This is a genomic window from Thalassospira tepidiphila MCCC 1A03514, assembly GCF_001662875.1.
GTDB classification, from domain to species: domain Bacteria; phylum Pseudomonadota; class Alphaproteobacteria; order Rhodospirillales; family Thalassospiraceae; genus Thalassospira; species Thalassospira tepidiphila.
Map to the genome: position 1 here is coordinate 1 of NZ_JPVZ01000003.1, position 17,286 is coordinate 17,286.

Genomic DNA, 17,286 nt, shown 5'->3' on the forward strand with positions numbered 1-17,286 from the left:
GTCTGCGTTTCGCAATCCGTGAAGGCGGTCGTACCGTCGGCGCGGGCGTTGTTGCCAAGATCATCGAATAATTTTTTCTCTTGATCTTTGTGGAGCGGGCGGCTATGTAAGCCGCCCGCAACACTTTTGCGGCAATCGTCAACTCCAGTTGAGGGGCCGGTGTCCTTTTGAGGGCTCCGGTACATAATTACATGGATAGTCAGAACATTCGCATTCGCCTCAAGGCGTTTGACCATCGCGTGCTGGATCAGTCCACGCGTGAGATCGTCAATACGGCGAAGCGCACTGGCGCAGAGGTCCGCGGCCCGATTCCGCTGCCGACCCGCATCGAAAAGTACACTGTTCTGCGGTCTCCGCACGTGAACAAAAAGTCACGCGAACAGCTTGAAATCCGTACGCACAAGCGTCTTCTCGACATTGTCGACCCGACCCCGCAAACCGTCGATGCTCTTATGAAGCTCGACCTTGCGTCCGGTGTCGATGTCGAGATCAAACTTTAATCGGGAGTAAGCCGCAATGCGTAGTGGACTTATTACCCAGAAGGTCGGTATGACCCGCGTCTTCAACGACGACGGTTCCCACCTTCCTGTAACCGTTCTGAAGGTCGAAGATCTTCAGGTTGTCGCCAACCGTACCAACGACACCGACGGCTACGTCGCTGTTCAGCTTGGTTATGGCAAAGCGAAAGTGAAAAACGTATCCAAGCCGATGCGTGGCCACTTCGCCAAAGCCAAGGTTGAGCCGAAAGCCAAACTTGCTGAATTCCGCGTGAGCGAAGATGGCCTGATCGAAGTTGGTGCAGAACTTGCTGCCACCCATTTCGTCGAAGGCCAGTACGTTGACGTAATCGGCACGTCCATCGGTAAAGGTTTTGCCGGTGCGATGAAGCGTCACAACTTCGGTGGTCTGCGTGCGTCGCACGGTGTGTCTGTATCGCACCGTTCGCATGGTTCCACCGGTCAGTGCCAGGACCCGGGCCGCGTCTTCAAAGGTAAGAAGATGGCTGGTCACCTCGGTGCCGCACGTGTAACCGTTCAGTCCCTTAAAGTCGTGTCTTCGGACGCCGACAAAGGCCTGATCCTGGTGCATGGTGCCGTTCCGGGTCACAAGGGTGCCTATGTCCTTGTCAAGGATGCCGTGAAGCGTGCTGCACCGGAAGGTCTGCCGTTCCCGGCCGCGCTCAAGGGTGCTGCCCCGGCCGCTGAAGAAGCTGTCGCCGAGGATAAGGAATAAGCATCATGAAGCTCGACATTCTCAAACTTGACGCTTCCAAGTCCGGTAAGATTGATCTTGCAGAAGACATCTTTGGTCTGGAAGTACGTCGTGACGTCCTGCACCGCATGGTGAACTGGCAGCTGGCAAAACGCCGTGCCGGTACTCACAAGGTAAAGGAAAAGTCCGAAGTTTCCGCAACCACGAAAAAATTCGTGCGTCAGAAGGGTAGTGGCGGTGCACGTCACGGTTCCCGTAAAGCCGCACAGTTCCGTGGTGGTGGTACCGTGCACGGTCCGCGCGTTCGCGACCACGCACACGATCTGACCAAGAAGTTCCGTAAACTCGCGCTGAAAACCGCTCTGTCGGCTAAGGCAAAAGACGGTAAGCTTATCGTTCTTGATAATGCGGAATTCTCGGACGCCAAAACCAAGAATCTGGTCGCAGTTTTCAATAAACTCGGCTGGAAGTCTGCACTGATCATCGACGGTGCGCAGGTCAACGAAGGTTTTGCACGCGCAGCGCGCAACATCCCGCAGGTTGATGTGCTCCCGCAGATTGGTGCTAACGTCTATGACATCCTGCGCCGTGACACCCTGGTGCTGACCAAGGGTGCGGTCGAAGCGTTGGAGGCACGTCTCAAATGACGATCATCAGCAAAGAGCGGATGTACGAAGTCATCCGCGCCCCGCATATCACTGAAAAGTCGACGCTGATTTCTGAACACAACGCAGTTGCGTTCAAAGTTGCGATCGACGCCACCAAGCCGGAGATCAAGGCTGCTGTGGAAGGTCTGTTCGGGGTGAAGGTCAAGGCGGTCAATACCTCTGTGGTAAAAGGAAAGACCAAGCGTTTTCGCGGTATTTCCGGTCGTCGGAGCGATTTCAAGAAAGCGATGGTGACCCTCGAAGAGGGCCAGTCCATCGATGTGACTACGGGAATCTAAGACAATGGCTTTGAAGAAGTTTAAACCAACCTCTCCTGGTCGCCGTCAGCTGGTTCTCGTGGATCGTTCTGATCTCCACAAGGGCAAGCCGATCAAAGCGTTGACCGAAGGTCTTCGCAAGAAAGGTGGCCGTAACAACACTGGTCGTATCACCGCCCGCCGTATTGGTGGTGGTCACAAACGTCGTTACCGTCTCATCGACTTCAAACGTACCAAGTTTGACGTCGTCGGTACCGTCGAGCGTTTGGAATATGATCCGAACCGTACCGCGTTTATCGCACTGGTTCGCTATTCCGACGACGAGCTGGCCTACATCCTCGCACCGCAGCGTCTCGCTGTCGGCGACAACATTGTTGCCGCTGAACGCGTAGACATTAAGCCGGGTAACGCCGCACCGCTGAAGAATATTCCGGTCGGTACCATTGTCCATAACGTCGAACTGAAAGCCGGTAAAGGTGGTCAGGTCGCACGTTCAGCAGGCTCGTATGTACAGCTTGTTGGTAAGGACCAGGGTTACGCCCAGCTTAAGCTGTCCTCCGGTGAGGTACGTTTGGTTCGTGGTGAATGCATGGCTACCATTGGTGCCGTGTCCAACCCGGACCATCAGAACTCGAACCTTGGTAAAGCCGGCCGTAATCGCTGGCTTGGCAAGCGTCCTTCGGTTCGTGGCGTTGCCATGAACCCGATCGATCACCCGCATGGTGGTGGTGAAGGTCGTACGTCGGGTGGTCGTCACCCGGTTACGCCGTGGGGCAAGCCTACCAAGGGCAAACGTACCCGCTCGAACAAAAAGACCGACGCGCTCATCATGCGCCGTCGTCACAAGAGCTAACGGAGGAGGCTAGACTATGGCGCGTTCCGTTTGGAAGGGTCCGTTTGTTGACGGATACCTTCTTAAGAAAGCCGATACTGTCCGTGCCTCAGGCCGGAATGAGGTAATTAAGACCTGGTCGCGGCGTTCGACGATTCTGCCGCAATTCGTAGGCCTCACCTTTGGGGTTTACAATGGCCAGAAATTCCTGCCGGTGCTCGTGACCGAAGATATGATTGGTCACAAGTTCGGTGAATTCTCGCCGACCCGTACCTACTATGGTCACGCGGCCGACAAAAAGGCGAAGAGGAAGTAACGATGGGTAAGAAAGCTGACATCCGTCGGCTGGCGGATAACGAGGCCGCGGCTTCGCTCCGGGCAGTACGCATTTCCCCGCGTAAGCTCAACCTCGTCGCCGAGTCGATTCGTGGTATGAAGGCAGAAGCTGCTTTGGCAGAACTGACCTTCTCCAATAAACGCATTTCGCAGGACGTCAAAAAGCTGCTGGAATCGGCAATTGCTAATGCCGAAAACAACCATCAGCTCGATGTTGACCGTCTCTATATTAAAGAGGCATCTGTTGGTAAGGCCTTCGTAATGAAGCGCTGGCGCGCCCGTGCACGCGGTCGTGTTGGCAAAATCATTAAGCCGTTCTCCAACATGCGCATCGTCGTTTGCGAACGTGAGGAGGCCGAGTAATGGGTCAGAAAATTAATCCGATCGGTCTGCGCGTTGGCATTAACCGTACCTGGGATTCCCGCTGGTACGCCAACAAGGCCGATTTCGCTGGTCTTCTTCACGAAGATCTCGCGATCCGCAATTTCATCTTCGACCGTCTGAAACAGGCGGGTGTATCGAAGGTGATTATCGAACGTCCGGCGAAGAAAGCCCGCATTTCGATCCACACCGCTCGTCCGGGCGTTGTGATCGGGAAAAAAGGCCAGGACATCGAGAAGCTCAAGAACGATCTGCAGAAACTGGCAAATGCCGAAGTGCAGGTTAACATCATCGAGATCCGCAAGCCGGAACTCGATGCCAAGCTGGTCGCTGACAACATCGCCCAGCAGCTTGAGCGCCGTGTTTCGTTCCGTCGCGCTATGAAGCGCTCGGTTCAGAACGCAATGCGTCTCGGTGCCGGTGGCATTCGTATTAATGCTGCTGGTCGTCTTGGTGGCGCTGAAATCGCCCGTACCGAATGGTACCGTGAAGGTCGCGTTCCGCTGCATACCCTGCGTGCGGACGTTGATTATGGCACTTCGGAAGCACACACCACCTACGGTGTTTGCGGTCTGAAGGTCTGGATCTTCAAGGGCGAAATCATGGCACATGATCCGTTGGCTTCTGAGCGTCGCGCTCTCGAGTCGGCTGGTTCCGGTCGTAAGTAAGGAGATCCCGATATGCTTTCTCCGAAACGTACAAAGTTCCGTAAAGCCCACAAAGGCCGCCTCAAAGGCGAAGCCAAGGGTGGTACCGAACTTAATTTCGGCGCTTATGGCTTGAAAGCCATGGAGCCGGAGCGTATAACGGCGCGTCAGATCGAAGCGGCTCGCCGCGCGATCACCCGCCACATGCGCCGTCAAGGCCGTGTGTGGATTCGCGTTTTCCCGGATCTCCCGGTCTCGCAGAAGCCTGCCGAAGTCCGTCAGGGTAAAGGTAAAGGCTCGCCTGAATATTGGGCGGCACGCGTTAAACCGGGTCGGATCATGTTTGAACTCGACGGTGTTCCGTTGGATCTTGCACGCCGTGCTTTCGAGCTGGCAGCGGCAAAATTGCCGATCAAGACCAAGTTTGTCACCCGTCTTGGTGAAGGGGAGTAATTAGTGATGAAAATTGCTGATCTCCGCGCTAAAAGCGCTGACGAACTGAAGCAGCTGCTTCTGGACCTGCGTAAGGAATCGTTCAATATGCGTTTCCAGCAGGCTTCGGGGCAGTTCGAGAACACTGCGCGGGTCCGCCAGGTCCGTCGTGATATTGCCCGCATTAAAACCCTTCTCGGTAACGAGAAGGGTGCAACCGCGGCCTAACTGGACACGCAGAGGAGTAGACACACATGCCGAGGCGTGTATTGCAGGGGACAGTCGTTTCGACCAAAAACGACAAGACCGTGGTGGTCCGAGTGGAGCGCCAGGTCATGCACCCGCTGTATAAAAAGTACGTGCGTAAGTCGAAGAAATTCCACGCGCACGATGAAGAGAACCGCTTCAAAACGGGTGACGTTGTTCGCATTCGCGAATGCAAACCGATCTCGAAGTTGAAGTCTTGGGAAGTAGTGGTCGAGGAGTGAGTCCTCAGCCCAATCATAGTCAAGGGGTAAACCCATGATCCAGATGCAGTCCAATCTGGACGTCGCCGACAACAGCGGCGCTCGCCGCGTCCAGTGCATCAAGGTGCTGGGCGGCTCGAAGCGCAAAACCGCCAACGTTGGTGATGTTATCGTGGTTTCCGTCAAGGAAGCCATTCCGCGCGGTCGCGTAAAGAAGGGTGCAGTTCACAAAGCTGTCATCGTTCGCACCGCAAAGGAAATTCGTCGTGCCGATGGCTCGGCGATCCGCTTTGACCGCAACGCTGCCGTTCTCATTAATGCGAACGGCGAGCCGATCGGCACGCGTATTTTTGGCCCGGTAACCCGTGAACTTCGTTCTAAAGGTTACATGAAGATCATTTCGCTCGCTCCGGAGGTGCTGTAATGGCTGCCAAGATTAAAAAGGGCGATCGCGTCGTTGTTCTGACGGGTAAAGACAAAGGGAAAACCGGCGAAGTTCTCGCCGCTTTCCCGACCGAGAACAAAGTTCTGGTTTCGGGCATTAACCTGGTGAAACGTCACCAGCGCCCGACCGGTGCTGATGCTGGTGGCATCGTCGAAAAGGAAGCAAAAATTGCTGTTTCCAACGTCGCGATTGTTGACCCGAAAGAAAACAAGCCGACCCGCGTCGGTTTCAAGACCCTCGATGATGGTCGCAAGGTTCGCGTAGCGAAGCTCAGCGGCGAAGTCATCGACAACTGAGGGACGGAAAAATGACGCGCCTGCGCGAACATTACAAAGAAGTGGTGCGTGACGCACTCCAGAAGGAGTTCTCCTACGAGAACACCATGGAGATTCCGCGCCTCGAGAAAATCGTGATCAACATGGGTGTCGGCGACGCCACCCAGGATCGTAAGAAGCTGGAAGGTGCTGCTGCGGATCTCGCTGCTATCACCGGTCAGAAGCCTGTCTTCACCAAAGCGAAAAAGTCCGTTGCGGCTTTCAAGCTGCGTGAAGGTATGAACATCGGTTGTAAAGTGACCTTGCGTCGCGACCGTATGTTTGAGTTCTTGGACCGCCTGGTCACCATCGCGCTGCCGCGCGTTCGTGACTTCCGCGGCCTGAACAAAAAATCTTTCGATGGTCGTGGCAACTTTGCCATGGGCTTGAAAGAACAGTTCGTCTTTCCTGAGGTAGAGTACGACAAAGTCGACTCTGTTCGCGGGATGGATATCATCATTTGTACCACGGCTAAGTCCGACGATGAAGCTCTCGCCCTTCTTAAGGGCTTTGATCTTCCGTTCGGAAACTAACGGAGGTTGGCCCATGGCCAAGAAAAGCGCTGTAGAGCGTGAACTCAAACGTGAACGCCTGGCAAAAAAATATTCTGCCAAGCGTGCCGCCCTTAAAGCGGTTATCGCAAATCGCGAGACGACCCCTGAGGATCGTATCGTTGCTGTGATGAAACTCGCCCAGCTGCCGCGTAACTCGGCTCGTATCCGTCAGCGTATTCGCTGCCAGATCACCGGTCGTCCGCGTGGTGTCTATCGCAAATTCCGCCTGTCCCGTATCGCGCTTCGTGAACTTGCTTCACGTGGTCAGATTCCGGGCATGGTGAAGTCGAGCTGGTAAGGAGGACATCACATGTCGATGACTGATCCAGTCGGTGATATGCTCACGCGTATCCGTAACGGCCAGCGCGTTGGTAAATCCAGCGTCGTTTCGCCGGCTTCGAAACTGCGTACCGGTGTGCTGGATGTTCTCCAGCGCGAAGGTTATATCCGCGGTTACAATGTTAATGAAATTCGCAAGGGCGTCAGCGAAATCACCATCGAACTCAAATATTTTGAGGGTGATGGCGTGATTAAGCAGATCGACCGCGTCTCGACCCCGGGTCGTCGTGTATATTCGAAGATCAAAGATCTTCCGAAGGTATATAACGGTCTGGGCATCGCAGTCCTGTCCACTCCGCGAGGGGTTCTATCGGATCAGGAGGCTCGCGAGCAGAATGTCGGCGGCGAAATCCTCTGCAAGGTATTCTAAGGAGGGCCAACGATGTCGCGAGTAGGAAAAAACCCGGTGGTCGTGCCTAACGGCGTTACCATCACCTTGACCGAAGAGCAGATCAGCGCAAAAGGCAAGCTCGGTGAGCTTAACCTGGCTTTGACCTCGGACGTATCCGTCACTCAGGAAGATAACCAGATCTTCGTGAAACCTAAAAACGATAGCAAGCGCGCACGTGCCCTTTGGGGTACTACCCGTGCCAATATCGCGAACCTCGTTACCGGGGTTTCGGAAGGGTTCACCAAGAAACTGGAAATCACCGGTGTTGGTTACCGTGCGCAGGTTCAGGGCAAAAACCTGGTTCTGCAGCTTGGCTTCTCACATGACGTAGAAATGGAGATCCCTGCGGGTCTTAACGTCGTTGCTGAAAAGCCGACCCTCGTCGCCATTTCTGGCGCAGATAAACAACTCGTTGGTCAGTTCGCTGCGAATGCACGCGGCTGGCGCGGTCCGGAGCCTTACAAAGGCAAGGGTGTCCGCTACGAAGGCGAGTATATCTTGCGCAAAGAAGGCAAGAAGAAGTAAGGACAGGCACGATGAAAAACGTGAGAAGCCTATTCGAACGCCGCAAGCGTCGCGTTCGTTTTGCGATCCGCCAGAAAGCGGCCGGTCGCCCGCGCCTCAGCGTGCACCGTTCGAACGCCCACATCTATGCTCAGATCATCGACGACGTCAAAGGCACCACCCTGGTGGCTGCCTCGACGATGGAGAAAGATCTGAAGGCGAAAGGCAGCAATGCCGACGCCGCTGCTCTGGTTGGCAAGGCAATTGCCGAGCGCGCAGTCAAAGCTGGTGTGAAAACGGTCGTTTTCGATCGTGGCGGGTATCTGTTCCATGGCCGGGTGAAAGCTCTGGCCGATGCCGCCCGTGAGGGCGGTCTGGACTTCTAAGGAGCACGACCATGGCACGTAACCAGAATCAACAGCAGCAGGCGCCGAAAGCCCGTGAAGAAAACGAACTCGTCGACAAGCTGGTTGGTATCAACCGCGTCGCGAAAGTCGTTAAGGGCGGCCGTCGCTTTGCTTTCTCCGCAATGGTAGTTGTCGGTGACCAGCGCGGTCGCGTCGGATACGGCACGGGTAAAGCCCGTGAAGTTCCGGAAGCGATCCGTAAGGCCACCGAAGCTGCTAAACGTAACATGATCCGCGTTCCGCTGCGTGAAGGCCGTACCCTTCACCATGATACGCAGGGCCATTTCGGCGCAGGCAAGGTTATCCTTCGCTCCGCTCCGGCTGGTACCGGTATCATCGCAGGCGGTGCGATGCGTGCGGTTTTCGAAACCATGGGCGTTCAGGACGTTGTGTCCAAATGCACCGGTTCGAACAACCCGCACAACGTGATCCGCGCAACCCTTGACGCTCTGGTCAACGGTGCTTCCCCGCGTCAGGTCGCTGCTAAGCGTGGCCTGAAAGTCGGTGACGTCGTTGCCCGTCGCGATAGCGGTTCGGCTGCTGCCGCCGTTCTCGAAAAGGAGTAATTCGATATGGCTGCTAAGAAAAAAGCGACCGTACGCGTTACCCAGACGGGTTCGCCGATCGGACGTCCGGCTGATCAGCGCCAGACCCTTGTTGGTCTTGGCCTGAACAAACTGCACCGGACTCGTGAGCTGGAAGATACTCCGGCTGTTCGCGGTATGATCGCAAAGGTCAAACACCTCGTCCGTGTGGACGAGGCTTGATTGACCCCAGATCGAAAAGGTGTTGAACGATGAAACTCAACGAACTCGCCGATAACCCGGGTGCCCGCAAGGCGCGCACCCGCGTCGGTCGCGGCATCGGTTCGGGCAAAGGCAAAACTTCTGGCGCAGGTCAGAAGGGTCAGAAGTCCCGTTCGGGTGTAGCCATCAATGGCTTCGAAGGTGGGCAGATGCCTATCTATCGCCGTCTTCCGAAACGCGGCTTCAAAAACCCGTTCAAGAAACAGTTCGGCGTTGTGAACCTTGGTACCCTTCAGACTGCCGTTGATAACGGCGTTCTTGAAGAAGGTGCAAATGTCACCGTCGCTGTTCTTGCGGAAAAAGGTCTGGCTCGTCCGCAGAAAGACGGTCTGCGTCTTCTTGCCAAAGGCGAACTGAAAGCGAAACTGAACATCGAAATCTCCGGTGCTTCCAAAGCAGCTGTTGAAGCTGTCGAGAAAGCTGGTGGTTCGGTCAAGGTTCTTGCTCCGGTCGCTGCTGCAGAATCCGCAGAATAAGCCTAAATTGACTTCGAGAGGGTCCGGTTCCAGTACACGGGACCGGACCCTCCAGTTTATGTGTATTGGGAGATGAGTGCATGGCATCGGCCGCCGAGCAGCTTGCCGCGAACCTGAATTGGTCCGCTTTTTCAAAGTCAACCGAGCTTAAAAAGCGTATCTGGTTCACTTTGGGCGCGCTTATTGTTTACCGTCTTGGAACCTATATTCCGGTTCCTGGTGTCGACCCGTCTATTCTTGCTGACATTTTCCGTCAGAATGCGGGTGGCGTTCTGGGCATGTTTGACATGTTCGCCGGTGGTGCGCTGGGTCGTATGACGATCTTCGCGCTGAATATCATGCCGTACATCTCGGCCTCGATTATTATTCAGTTGATGACGACTGTTTCGCCAACGCTTGAGCAACTCAAGAAGGAAGGCGAGCAGGGTCGTAAAAAGATTAATCAATATACCCGCTATCTGACGGTGCTGATTGCAACGGTGCAGGCATGGGGCATTGCTGTTGGTCTTGAAAGCATGACCGGTTCGACCGGTGCTGCTGTTGTGGATCCGGGCATGTTCTTCCGCATTACCGCTGTGATCACCCTTGTTGGTGGCACCATGTTCCTGATGTGGCTTGGTGAACAGATCACCCAGCGTGGCATTGGTAACGGTATTTCGCTGATCATCTTCACCGGTATTGTTGCCGGTCTGCCAAGCGCGATTGCAGGCACCCTTGAATTGGGTCGTACCGGTGCGATCTCTGCACTGGTTATCGTTGCAATCATCGTTCTGGCAATCGCAGTTATCGCCTTCATCGTCTTTGTTGAACGTGCGCAGCGCCGCGTTCTGATCCAGTACCCGAAACGCCAGGTCGGCATGAAGGTCATGGAAGGTCAGAGCTCGCACCTGCCGCTCAAGATCAACACTGCCGGTGTTATTCCGCCGATCTTCGCAAGCTCGCTGCTGCTCATGCCGCTGTCGGTTGCCCAGTTCACCACCGGTGTTGATGCCCCGGCCTGGTTGACGACTGCAACTGCACTGCTTGGCCGTGGTCAGCCGCTTTATATTGCGCTTTATATCGGTTTGATCGTCTTCTTTGCCTTCTTCTACACCGCGGTTGTTTTCAACCCGGAAGACACGGCAGACAACCTGAAGAAACATGGTGGCTTTATTCCGGGCATTCGTCCGGGTAAAAATACAGCCAACTATCTGGATTTCATTCTGACCCGTCTGACGGTGATCGGTGCAGCGTATCTCGCATTCGTCTGTATCCTGCCGGAACTTCTGATCGCGGAATGGTCTGTTCCCTTCTACTTTGGTGGGACTAGCCTCCTGATCGTTGTCACGGTAACCATGGATACCGTTGCGCAGATTCAGTCTCATATGCTGGCTCATCAGTATGAAGGCCTGATCAAGAAATCCAAACTGCGTGGTCGCCGCCGCTAACAAGCGACCACCGCATTCAGGGGGAAGACGATGAATATTATCCTTCTTGGCCCTCCCGGCGCAGGGAAAGGTACCCAGGCCAAGCGTCTTGAAACAGGACGCGGCATGATCCAGCTCTCGACGGGCGACATGCTCCGCGCGGCGGTTGCTGCTGGCACGGAACTGGGGCAGAAGGCAAAGGAAGTCATGGATGCGGGCCAGCTCGTATCCGACGATCTGATGATCGGTCTGATTTCCGAACGACTTGACCAGGATGATACCAAGGGTGGTTTCATTCTGGACGGGTTCCCACGCACGACCGCCCAGGCAGAAGCCCTGGACGAGATGCTGGAATCCAAGGGACTGGCACTTGATTATGTGATTGAACTGCGTGTTGACGATGCAGCACTGGTGGCCCGTATTGTTGGCCGCTATACCTGCGCGAAATGCGGGCAGGGCTATCACGACGAGTTCCAGAAACCCGCCAAGGAAGGTGTCTGTGACGTATGTGGCAGCACCGAATTTAAACGCCGTGCGGACGACAATGCCGAGACGGTCACTTCGCGACTGGAAGCTTATCACAAGCAGACAGCACCGATCATTCCTTACTATGAAAAGGTCGGTAAGCTGAAAACAGTTGACGGGATGGCTGAAATCGACCAAGTTACGCGCGAGATTGAAGCCATCCTGGGGTAATTTCCCGGGCAGGGCGTTTTTTTGCTGGCGGGTTGGCAGTAATGCTGGCCCGCTTTTGCACCGTCCTACCCTACCGGATCTGCCCCTGGGTTTGTTAACAGGAAACAGGAGTTCACATAGTGGCTCGTATTGCTGGCGTAAACATCCCGACCGCTAAGCGTGTCGTGATTGCGCTTACCTACATCACCGGTATTGGCCCGGCTAAAGCCAAAGAAATTTGCGCAAAGGTTGGCATCGAATCCGCAACCCGCGTTCATCAGCTTTCTGATGACCAGGTTCTGAAGGTTCGTGAAGTCATCGACGCTGATTACACCGTCGAAGGCGACCTCCGTCGTGAAACCGCAATGAACATTAAACGTCTGATGGACCTGGGCAGCTATCGCGGCCTGCGTCATCGTCGCGGTCTCCCGGTACGCGGTCAGCGTACCCACACCAACGCTCGCACCCGTAAGGGCCCGGCTAAGCCGATTGCTGGCAAGAAGAAGTAAGGTAGGGGAACGACAATGGCGAAGACTCCTCAGACTCGCGTGCGTCGCCGCGAGCGCAAGAACATTACGAACGGTATCGCGCACGTAAACGCGACCTTCAACAACACCATGATCACCATCACCGACGTACAGGGAAATACCATTTCCTGGTCGACCGCTGGTGGTATGGGTTTCCGCGGTTCGCGTAAATCGACTCCGTATGCCGCACAGATGGCTGCCGAAGACGCAGGTAAAAAAGCTGCTGAACACGGTATGAAAACCCTCGAAGTACAGGTTAAAGGCCCGGGTTCGGGACGTGAATCTGCACTGCGTGCGCTTCAGGCTGTCGGTTTCACCATTACGTCGATCAAAGACGTAACGCCGATTCCGCACAACGGTTGCCGTCCGCGTAAACGTCGTCGCGTCTAATCGCGTCGATCCTTGCGGACGACCCCGCGTTTGGGCCCGGGATGACCGGGCCTCTTCGCGTTTCTCGTGGGGGCAAGTTTATTGCCCTCCTTTCCATAGGCTCCAGTTGCGAAGGTGGGTCTCGTGATTCAAAAGAACTGGCAGGAACTGATTAAGCCGACGAAGCTTGATGTTACTCCGGGTACTGATGCCAGCCGTATTGGTACGATCGTGGCAGAACCGCTGGAGCGCGGTTTTGGTCAGACTCTGGGTAACGCGCTGCGTCGCATTCTGCTGTCGTCGCTCCAGGGTTCGGCAGTTACCGCGATCCAGATCGATGGTGTATTGCACGAATTTTCGTCGATCCCGGGTGTGCGTGAAGATGTCACCGACATCATCCTGAACATCAAGACCATGGGCGTGCGCATGCATGCTGAAGGTCCGAAGAAAATGGCTCTGAAGGCGACCGGCCCTGGTGCCGTCACCGCAGGTCAGATCGAAACCGGTGCGGATATCGAAATCCTTAACCCGGATCTCGAGCTTTGCCATCTTGACGATGGTGCTACGCTCAACATCGAATTCACCGTTGATAACGGTAAAGGTTATGTTGCAGCCAGCTCGCACAGCTCGTCGGACGCGCCGATTGGTCTTATTCCGATCGATGCGATCTTCAGCCCGATCCGTAAAGTGGCCTACAAGGTGGAAAACACCCGTGTTGGTCAGGATACCGACTTTGACAAGCTGTCGCTGACCGTTGAAACCAACGGTGCACTGACCCCGGAAGATTCGGTTGCACTTGCTGCCCGTATCCTTCAGGACCAGCTGTCGCTGTTCGTCAACTTCGAAGAGCCGGAAGCGGTTGTCGAAGAGAAGAAAGAAGACGAACTGCCGTTCAACCGTAACCTTCTTCGTAAGGTTGACGAGCTTGAGCTGTCGGTACGTTCGGCTAACTGCCTGAAGAACGACAACATCATCTATATCGGTGATCTTGTTCAGAAGACCGAAGCAGAAATGCTCCGTACGCCGAACTTCGGCCGTAAGTCGCTGAACGAAATCAAGGATGTTCTGGCTCAGATGGGTCTGCATCTTGGTATGGAAGTCGGCGGTTGGCCGCCGGAAAACATCGAAGAACTTGCGCGCAAGTTCGAAGATCCGTTCTAAGAACGGGTCTTCGGCCTTCGGGCCGAGATCGGAACATTCGTGTTCCAAACCGGGGACCCCAGTTGTTTGGGCATCCGGCGGGCTTGTTGCCCACACCGCACGTGCATAACCTGGCCTTTGTGTAAAAGTGATCAGGGTGGCGGCGCGGTTTTACAATCGGTTTCGTGAGCGAAGCCAGGCTATTAAGGAGAGTTACCATGCGTCACGGTATGCAAGGCCGTAAGCTTAATCGTACTTCGTCCCATCGTAAGGCGATGTTTGCCAACATGGCAGTTTCGCTGCTCACCCACGAGCAGATCAAAACCACTCTTCCGAAGGCCAAGGATCTTCGCCCGTATGTCGAAAAACTGATTACGCTGGGCAAGCGGGGCGACCTGCATGCACGCCGTCAGGCCATTTCGATCCTGCGTGATGACAAAGTCGTTGCCAAGCTGTTCGGCGAAATCGCTGACCGCTACAAAGAGCGCGCTGGTGGTTACACCCGTGTTCTCAAGGCTGGCTTCCGTTATGGCGATGCGGCTCCGGTTGCTGTGATTGAACTTGTCGATCGCAACGCCGATGCAAAAGGCGCGGAAGACCGTGCTCGCCTCGAAGCAGAGGGCGAAGGCGAAGAAGCAGCTGCTGAATAAGCAACGCTTCGGCCTTTAAGAAACAGAAACGGGCGATGCCATTCGGTGTCGCCCGTTTTCTTTTGGCTAAATTTCAGAAATTTCATATTTCCGACAAGGTTGCGCGTAAGGTCTAGTTTCCCTAATTGATGACAAGTCTTTGTCGGTCACAGGACCGCGAACAAGCAAACCAACAGAGAGAGTGTGACGTGCAGGCAAGATGGATTTCAAAGATTGTCGCCTTTGCCTTAATCGGACTGGCGACGATTTCCAGTACAGGCAATCTGGCCCATGCCCAAAGCGATGAAGCCACCCTGGACCGGCGTTTGCCGTCAAGCCAGGCGGACATCAAGATGTCGCTTTCGCCATTGGTCAAACAAACCGCCCCGGCGGTTGTCAACATCTACACCAAGAGGGTCGTCGAACAACGCCAGCGGACGCCGTTCTTCAACGACCCGTTCTTCAAACAGTTCTTTGGTGATCGTTTCGGTGGTGCCTTCGGTGCCCCGCGCCAACGTGTTGAACGCTCGCTCGGATCTGGTGTGATTGTTTCGGGCAATGGCACGGTGGTTACCAACCATCACGTGATTGATGGCGCCAGCGAGATCCGCGTCGTCTTGCATGACAACCGTGAATTTGATGCCGATCTGGTTGGCTCGGACGAACGCACCGATCTTGCCGTCCTGAAACTGCGCGGGGTTGATAACGAACTGCCGGCCATTCCGTTTGGCGACTCTGACGCGGTCGAGGTCGGCGACCTTGTGCTTGCCATCGGCAACCCGTTTGGTGTCGGACAAACCGTGACCAGTGGCATCGTTTCGGCATTGGCGCGTGCCGGTGTCACCGGTCAGGATTATCAATCCTTCATCCAGACCGATGCCGCGATTAACCCGGGGAACTCCGGTGGGGCATTGGTCGATATTGATGGCAACCTGATCGGGGTGAACTCGGCGATCTTTACCAAGTCTGGTGGGTCGAACGGCATCGGCTTTGCGGTTCCGGCCAATATGGTCAAGGTGGTGATGCGCGGCCTGATCAGTGGCGATCTGCGTCGCCCTTGGCTGGGGGCGGCCGGGCAGTCGGTGACGGCCGATCTGGCGGCCTCGCTTGAACTGGATCGCCCGCATGGTGTCCTGATCAACAAGGTTCGCGCAGGAAGCCCGGCTGAACGCGGCGGCCTGCAATCGGGTGACGTTGTCATCGCGGTCAATGGCCTGGCGGTAGATAACCCGAACGAGCTTAAATTCCGTATCGCAACGCTTGAGCTGAACGGCGAGGCAAAGCTGTCAGTCCTGCGGCGCGGGGCCGAAACCATCCTTGCCATGCCGCTGGAAGTCGCACCGGAAATTCCCGCCCGTGACGAAAGCATCATTGATGGCCGCAATCCTTTCAGCGGCACCAAAATCGCCAACATGAACCCGGCACTGGCCGATGAGCTGGGCATCGATACGCTTAGCGAAGGTGTAATGATCCTGGCCGTTGCCCGCGATAGCCTCGCACGTCGCACGCGTCTTCAGGCCGGTGACTATATTGTCGAGGTCAATGGGCAGCCGATTGATACCGTCGCGCGTTTCAAGGAAGTCGTCCGTGCCGGCGAACGCAGCCGCGACTGGAAGATTTCCGTCAAACGCGATGGCAAGGTCCTGACCGGCGATTTCACCCTGTAACTGTCAGGCCTGATACCGAAAACAAAGGCGCGTACCGCTGTGGTGCGCGCCTTTTTGTATCTTGTTCAGCCTGCATTGCCGGGGGCGGGGCGATGACGCAACATCATCAGGGCGGCAAAGGTGATAAGGCCAAGCGCAATGGTCAGAAAAATCGCATACTGACCGTAATCATCAATCAAAAGCCCGAAGACAAACGGGGCCGCCGCCTGTGCAAAGCGCGATGGTGCCATGATATAGCCTTGCCGGGCGCCATATCCAACCGGGCCAAAGATCGCCAGTGGCAAGGTGCCCTTGGCGATGGTCAGGATCCCGTTGCCGATGCCGTGCAGGCTGGTAAACAGCATCCCGACCGGCCCGCCAAAAATCAAAAGTAACACAGCCCCCACTGGATGGGTCAGGGCCGAAAGCCGTGATGAAATCAGCGGATGCATCTTTTTCAGCAACCCGAACTCGGCCAACCGGCCAGCAACCTGTGCTGGCCCCACAAGCGACGCCGCAATCAGCGCACCCGTCGCATCCATCCCCGAAATTTGTAACAGGCGTGGTAAATGGGCGGCCATGGCCGTTGCGGTAAACCAACTGGCGGCAAATACGATGGCCAGCAGGATCATCGGCATGTTGAAGATATCCGAACGCGATAGCTTGGCCTGGGCAGGCGCCGCCTTGGGTGTTTCGTGTTCTGCCCTCGTATGCGCGTCTCCCTTGGTCCGCGGGATCAGAAACAGATTAAGCGGCAAGCCCAGCACGATATGCATCGCCGCCCAGAAATAGCATGCCGTGCGCCAGTCAAACTCGGCTTCTAACCCGGCGGTAATCGGCCAGCAGATCGTGCTGGCAAATCCGGCAATCAGGGTAATGCCGGTGATCGGGCCGCGTGCATCATGGCCATAAATCCAGCTCAGCGTGGCAAAGGCCGACTCATAAAGCCCCATCGACATGCCAACACCAATCACGCACCAAGCTATACACATCATGGTCAGGTTATCGGCCGTACCCAGTATCGCAAGGCCGCACGCAAAGATCAGGCTGGACACCGCCAGCACCGTGCGCCCACCAAATTGATCAATCCGCGCCCCGGCCTTGGGGCCGAAAAGGGCGGCAACCACCAGCGCAAGTGAAAAGGCGCCAAACGCCCAACCGGGTGGAATGCCAAGCTCATTTGCCATCGGCTCTGCCAGAATGGCCGGCAGATACAGCGTGGTACCAAATGCAAGGGTCTGTCCGGTGCCCAACCCGATCACGATCGGCAGTTTGGCGGGCGTGCCATGTAAAGTCGACGTCATGGCAGGCACCGACAATCAAGGTCGGGCAGGCAGGCAAAAACGAGCGTCACGAACGTGTTCTTTTTGTTGCTTGGATGGAAACAAGCCTGAAAGCTATGCCGCACATATGCCAGCGTCAATCG

30 protein-coding genes are annotated in these 17,286 nt (G+C 55.7%); 29 read left to right on the forward strand and 1 reads right to left on the reverse strand.

All coding sequences use genetic code 11. The features are described 5' to 3' along the window. The 29 genes from TH4_RS20455 to TH4_RS07250 form a co-directional block, all read left to right on the forward strand. On the forward strand, window positions 1-71 hold a 71-nt coding region (locus TH4_RS20455; protein ID WP_198525954.1), incomplete at its 5' end, for an EF-Tu C-terminal domain-related protein. Between the two features lie 120 nt (window positions 72-191). Further along, window positions 192-500: a 30S ribosomal protein S10 gene (rpsJ, locus tag TH4_RS07115; RefSeq protein WP_008892173.1), complete on the forward strand. Its 309-nt coding sequence runs from the start codon at window positions 192-194 to the stop codon at window positions 498-500. Between the two features lie 16 nt (window positions 501-516). Further along, window positions 517-1,233, forward strand: coding sequence for a 50S ribosomal protein L3 (gene rplC, locus TH4_RS07120; RefSeq protein WP_008892174.1), 717 nt, complete (start codon window positions 517-519; stop codon window positions 1,231-1,233). A 5-nt stretch (window positions 1,234-1,238) separates the two neighbouring features. Then, window positions 1,239-1,859 (forward strand): 50S ribosomal protein L4, encoded by a 621-nt coding sequence (gene rplD / locus TH4_RS07125; protein ID WP_008892175.1) that lies wholly within the window; start codon window positions 1,239-1,241, stop codon window positions 1,857-1,859. Then, entirely contained in the window at window positions 1,856-2,158 is a 303-nt protein-coding gene (locus TH4_RS07130; RefSeq protein WP_008892176.1) for a 50S ribosomal protein L23, read from the forward strand. The genes rplD and TH4_RS07130 overlap by 4 nt, the downstream gene beginning before the upstream one ends. Before the next feature lie 4 nt (window positions 2,159-2,162). Then, the gene (gene rplB / locus TH4_RS07135) at window positions 2,163-2,990 is read left to right on the forward strand and encodes a 50S ribosomal protein L2 (RefSeq protein ID WP_063087033.1); all 828 of its coding nucleotides are present in this window, start codon (window positions 2,163-2,165) and stop codon (window positions 2,988-2,990) included. 16 nt (window positions 2,991-3,006) lie between these two features. Then, window positions 3,007-3,285, forward strand: coding sequence for a 30S ribosomal protein S19 (rpsS, locus tag TH4_RS07140; protein WP_008892178.1), 279 nt, complete (start codon window positions 3,007-3,009; stop codon window positions 3,283-3,285). Window positions 3,286-3,287: 2 nt separating this feature from the next. Next, window positions 3,288-3,668, forward strand: a complete 381-nt coding sequence (rplV, locus tag TH4_RS07145) for a 50S ribosomal protein L22 (protein WP_008892179.1) — start codon at window positions 3,288-3,290, stop codon at window positions 3,666-3,668. Further along, window positions 3,668-4,354, forward strand: coding sequence for a 30S ribosomal protein S3 (gene rpsC / locus TH4_RS07150; RefSeq protein WP_008892180.1), 687 nt, complete (start codon window positions 3,668-3,670; stop codon window positions 4,352-4,354). Before rplV ends, rpsC begins: the two co-directional genes overlap by 1 nt. A gap of 12 nt (window positions 4,355-4,366) precedes the next feature. Continuing rightward, the gene (gene rplP, locus TH4_RS07155; RefSeq protein ID WP_008892181.1) at window positions 4,367-4,786 is read left to right on the forward strand and encodes a 50S ribosomal protein L16; all 420 of its coding nucleotides are present in this window, start codon (window positions 4,367-4,369) and stop codon (window positions 4,784-4,786) included. A gap of 6 nt (window positions 4,787-4,792) precedes the next feature. Beyond that, window positions 4,793-4,993 carry a 50S ribosomal protein L29 gene (rpmC, locus tag TH4_RS07160; RefSeq protein WP_008892182.1) on the forward strand — a complete coding sequence of 67 codons (201 nt, stop codon included), beginning with the start codon at window positions 4,793-4,795 and terminating at the stop codon, window positions 4,991-4,993. A gap of 26 nt (window positions 4,994-5,019) precedes the next feature. Continuing rightward, the gene (gene rpsQ / locus TH4_RS07165) at window positions 5,020-5,253 is read left to right on the forward strand and encodes a 30S ribosomal protein S17 (RefSeq protein WP_008892183.1); all 234 of its coding nucleotides are present in this window, start codon (window positions 5,020-5,022) and stop codon (window positions 5,251-5,253) included. A gap of 34 nt (window positions 5,254-5,287) precedes the next feature. Continuing rightward, window positions 5,288-5,656, forward strand: coding sequence for a 50S ribosomal protein L14 (gene rplN, locus TH4_RS07170; protein WP_008892184.1), 369 nt, complete (start codon window positions 5,288-5,290; stop codon window positions 5,654-5,656). Beyond that, the gene (rplX, locus tag TH4_RS07175) at window positions 5,656-5,973 is read left to right on the forward strand and encodes a 50S ribosomal protein L24 (RefSeq protein ID WP_008892185.1); all 318 of its coding nucleotides are present in this window, start codon (window positions 5,656-5,658) and stop codon (window positions 5,971-5,973) included. The genes rplN and rplX overlap by 1 nt, the downstream gene beginning before the upstream one ends. Before the next feature lie 11 nt (window positions 5,974-5,984). Then, on the forward strand, window positions 5,985-6,524 hold the full coding sequence (gene rplE, locus TH4_RS07180; protein ID WP_008892186.1) for a 50S ribosomal protein L5: 540 nt from the start codon (window positions 5,985-5,987) through the stop codon (window positions 6,522-6,524). Between the two features lie 13 nt (window positions 6,525-6,537). After that, on the forward strand, window positions 6,538-6,843 hold the full coding sequence (gene rpsN, locus TH4_RS07185) for a 30S ribosomal protein S14 (protein ID WP_064780511.1): 306 nt from the start codon (window positions 6,538-6,540) through the stop codon (window positions 6,841-6,843). A gap of 12 nt (window positions 6,844-6,855) precedes the next feature. Next, complete coding sequence (gene rpsH, locus TH4_RS07190) at window positions 6,856-7,254, forward strand: 30S ribosomal protein S8 (RefSeq protein ID WP_008892188.1); 399 nt, start codon at window positions 6,856-6,858, stop codon at window positions 7,252-7,254. 12 nt (window positions 7,255-7,266) lie between these two features. Next, window positions 7,267-7,800: a 50S ribosomal protein L6 gene (gene rplF / locus TH4_RS07195; RefSeq protein ID WP_008892189.1), complete on the forward strand. Its 534-nt coding sequence runs from the start codon at window positions 7,267-7,269 to the stop codon at window positions 7,798-7,800. An 11-nt stretch (window positions 7,801-7,811) separates the two neighbouring features. Then, entirely contained in the window at window positions 7,812-8,165 is a 354-nt protein-coding gene (gene rplR, locus TH4_RS07200; RefSeq protein ID WP_008892190.1) for a 50S ribosomal protein L18, read from the forward strand. A gap of 11 nt (window positions 8,166-8,176) precedes the next feature. After that, window positions 8,177-8,752 (forward strand): 30S ribosomal protein S5, encoded by a 576-nt coding sequence (rpsE, locus tag TH4_RS07205; RefSeq protein ID WP_008892191.1) that lies wholly within the window; start codon window positions 8,177-8,179, stop codon window positions 8,750-8,752. 6 nt (window positions 8,753-8,758) lie between these two features. Next, on the forward strand, window positions 8,759-8,953 hold the full coding sequence (gene rpmD, locus TH4_RS07210) for a 50S ribosomal protein L30 (protein ID WP_007091489.1): 195 nt from the start codon (window positions 8,759-8,761) through the stop codon (window positions 8,951-8,953). Between the two features lie 29 nt (window positions 8,954-8,982). Next, entirely contained in the window at window positions 8,983-9,468 is a 486-nt protein-coding gene (gene rplO / locus TH4_RS07215) for a 50S ribosomal protein L15 (protein ID WP_008892192.1), read from the forward strand. A gap of 80 nt (window positions 9,469-9,548) precedes the next feature. Beyond that, on the forward strand, window positions 9,549-10,895 hold the full coding sequence (gene secY / locus TH4_RS07220) for a preprotein translocase subunit SecY (protein WP_008892193.1): 1,347 nt from the start codon (window positions 9,549-9,551) through the stop codon (window positions 10,893-10,895). Window positions 10,896-10,925: 30 nt separating this feature from the next. Beyond that, a complete protein-coding gene (locus TH4_RS07225; protein WP_008892194.1) occupies window positions 10,926-11,570 on the forward strand; it encodes an adenylate kinase in 645 nt (214 codons plus the stop codon). A gap of 119 nt (window positions 11,571-11,689) precedes the next feature. After that, window positions 11,690-12,058, forward strand: coding sequence for a 30S ribosomal protein S13 (gene rpsM, locus TH4_RS07230; RefSeq protein WP_008892195.1), 369 nt, complete (start codon window positions 11,690-11,692; stop codon window positions 12,056-12,058). A gap of 15 nt (window positions 12,059-12,073) precedes the next feature. Further along, the gene (rpsK, locus tag TH4_RS07235) at window positions 12,074-12,466 is read left to right on the forward strand and encodes a 30S ribosomal protein S11 (RefSeq protein ID WP_008892196.1); all 393 of its coding nucleotides are present in this window, start codon (window positions 12,074-12,076) and stop codon (window positions 12,464-12,466) included. 123 nt (window positions 12,467-12,589) lie between these two features. After that, window positions 12,590-13,606 (forward strand): DNA-directed RNA polymerase subunit alpha, encoded by a 1,017-nt coding sequence (locus TH4_RS07240; RefSeq protein ID WP_008892197.1) that lies wholly within the window; start codon window positions 12,590-12,592, stop codon window positions 13,604-13,606. 197 nt (window positions 13,607-13,803) lie between these two features. Further along, on the forward strand, window positions 13,804-14,235 hold the full coding sequence (rplQ, locus tag TH4_RS07245) for a 50S ribosomal protein L17 (protein WP_008892198.1): 432 nt from the start codon (window positions 13,804-13,806) through the stop codon (window positions 14,233-14,235). 188 nt (window positions 14,236-14,423) lie between these two features. Continuing rightward, window positions 14,424-15,881, forward strand: coding sequence for a DegQ family serine endoprotease (locus tag TH4_RS07250; protein ID WP_064780512.1), 1,458 nt, complete (start codon window positions 14,424-14,426; stop codon window positions 15,879-15,881). 65 nt (window positions 15,882-15,946) lie between these two features. On the opposite strand, the gene TH4_RS07255 is transcribed toward TH4_RS07250, so the two are convergent. Further along, window positions 15,947-17,164 (reverse strand): MFS transporter, encoded by a 1,218-nt coding sequence (locus TH4_RS07255; RefSeq protein ID WP_064780513.1) that lies wholly within the window; start codon window positions 17,162-17,164, stop codon window positions 15,947-15,949. Window positions 17,165-17,286: the final 122 nt, after the last annotated feature.

Coding starts and splice junctions, on each gene's coding strand:
- rpsJ (WP_008892173.1), top strand. CDS start 192: ATGGATAGTCAGAACATTCGCATTCGCCTCAAGGCGTTTGACCATCGC.
- rplC (WP_008892174.1), top strand. CDS start 517: ATGCGTAGTGGACTTATTACCCAGAAGGTCGGTATGACCCGCGTCTTC.
- rplD (WP_008892175.1), top strand. CDS start 1,239: ATGAAGCTCGACATTCTCAAACTTGACGCTTCCAAGTCCGGTAAGATT.
- TH4_RS07130 (WP_008892176.1), top strand. CDS start 1,856: ATGACGATCATCAGCAAAGAGCGGATGTACGAAGTCATCCGCGCCCCG.
- rplB (WP_063087033.1), top strand. CDS start 2,163: ATGGCTTTGAAGAAGTTTAAACCAACCTCTCCTGGTCGCCGTCAGCTG.
- rpsS (WP_008892178.1), top strand. CDS start 3,007: ATGGCGCGTTCCGTTTGGAAGGGTCCGTTTGTTGACGGATACCTTCTT.
- rplV (WP_008892179.1), top strand. CDS start 3,288: ATGGGTAAGAAAGCTGACATCCGTCGGCTGGCGGATAACGAGGCCGCG.
- rpsC (WP_008892180.1), top strand. CDS start 3,668: ATGGGTCAGAAAATTAATCCGATCGGTCTGCGCGTTGGCATTAACCGT.
- rplP (WP_008892181.1), top strand. CDS start 4,367: ATGCTTTCTCCGAAACGTACAAAGTTCCGTAAAGCCCACAAAGGCCGC.
- rpmC (WP_008892182.1), top strand. CDS start 4,793: ATGAAAATTGCTGATCTCCGCGCTAAAAGCGCTGACGAACTGAAGCAG.
- rpsQ (WP_008892183.1), top strand. CDS start 5,020: ATGCCGAGGCGTGTATTGCAGGGGACAGTCGTTTCGACCAAAAACGAC.
- rplN (WP_008892184.1), top strand. CDS start 5,288: ATGATCCAGATGCAGTCCAATCTGGACGTCGCCGACAACAGCGGCGCT.
- rplX (WP_008892185.1), top strand. CDS start 5,656: ATGGCTGCCAAGATTAAAAAGGGCGATCGCGTCGTTGTTCTGACGGGT.
- rplE (WP_008892186.1), top strand. CDS start 5,985: ATGACGCGCCTGCGCGAACATTACAAAGAAGTGGTGCGTGACGCACTC.
- rpsN (WP_064780511.1), top strand. CDS start 6,538: ATGGCCAAGAAAAGCGCTGTAGAGCGTGAACTCAAACGTGAACGCCTG.
- rpsH (WP_008892188.1), top strand. CDS start 6,856: ATGTCGATGACTGATCCAGTCGGTGATATGCTCACGCGTATCCGTAAC.
- rplF (WP_008892189.1), top strand. CDS start 7,267: ATGTCGCGAGTAGGAAAAAACCCGGTGGTCGTGCCTAACGGCGTTACC.
- rplR (WP_008892190.1), top strand. CDS start 7,812: ATGAAAAACGTGAGAAGCCTATTCGAACGCCGCAAGCGTCGCGTTCGT.
- rpsE (WP_008892191.1), top strand. CDS start 8,177: ATGGCACGTAACCAGAATCAACAGCAGCAGGCGCCGAAAGCCCGTGAA.
- rpmD (WP_007091489.1), top strand. CDS start 8,759: ATGGCTGCTAAGAAAAAAGCGACCGTACGCGTTACCCAGACGGGTTCG.
- rplO (WP_008892192.1), top strand. CDS start 8,983: ATGAAACTCAACGAACTCGCCGATAACCCGGGTGCCCGCAAGGCGCGC.
- secY (WP_008892193.1), top strand. CDS start 9,549: ATGGCATCGGCCGCCGAGCAGCTTGCCGCGAACCTGAATTGGTCCGCT.
- TH4_RS07225 (WP_008892194.1), top strand. CDS start 10,926: ATGAATATTATCCTTCTTGGCCCTCCCGGCGCAGGGAAAGGTACCCAG.
- rpsK (WP_008892196.1), top strand. CDS start 12,074: ATGGCGAAGACTCCTCAGACTCGCGTGCGTCGCCGCGAGCGCAAGAAC.
- rplQ (WP_008892198.1), top strand. CDS start 13,804: ATGCGTCACGGTATGCAAGGCCGTAAGCTTAATCGTACTTCGTCCCAT.
- TH4_RS07255 (WP_064780513.1), bottom strand. CDS start 17,164: ATGACGTCGACTTTACATGGCACGCCCGCCAAACTGCCGATCGTGATC.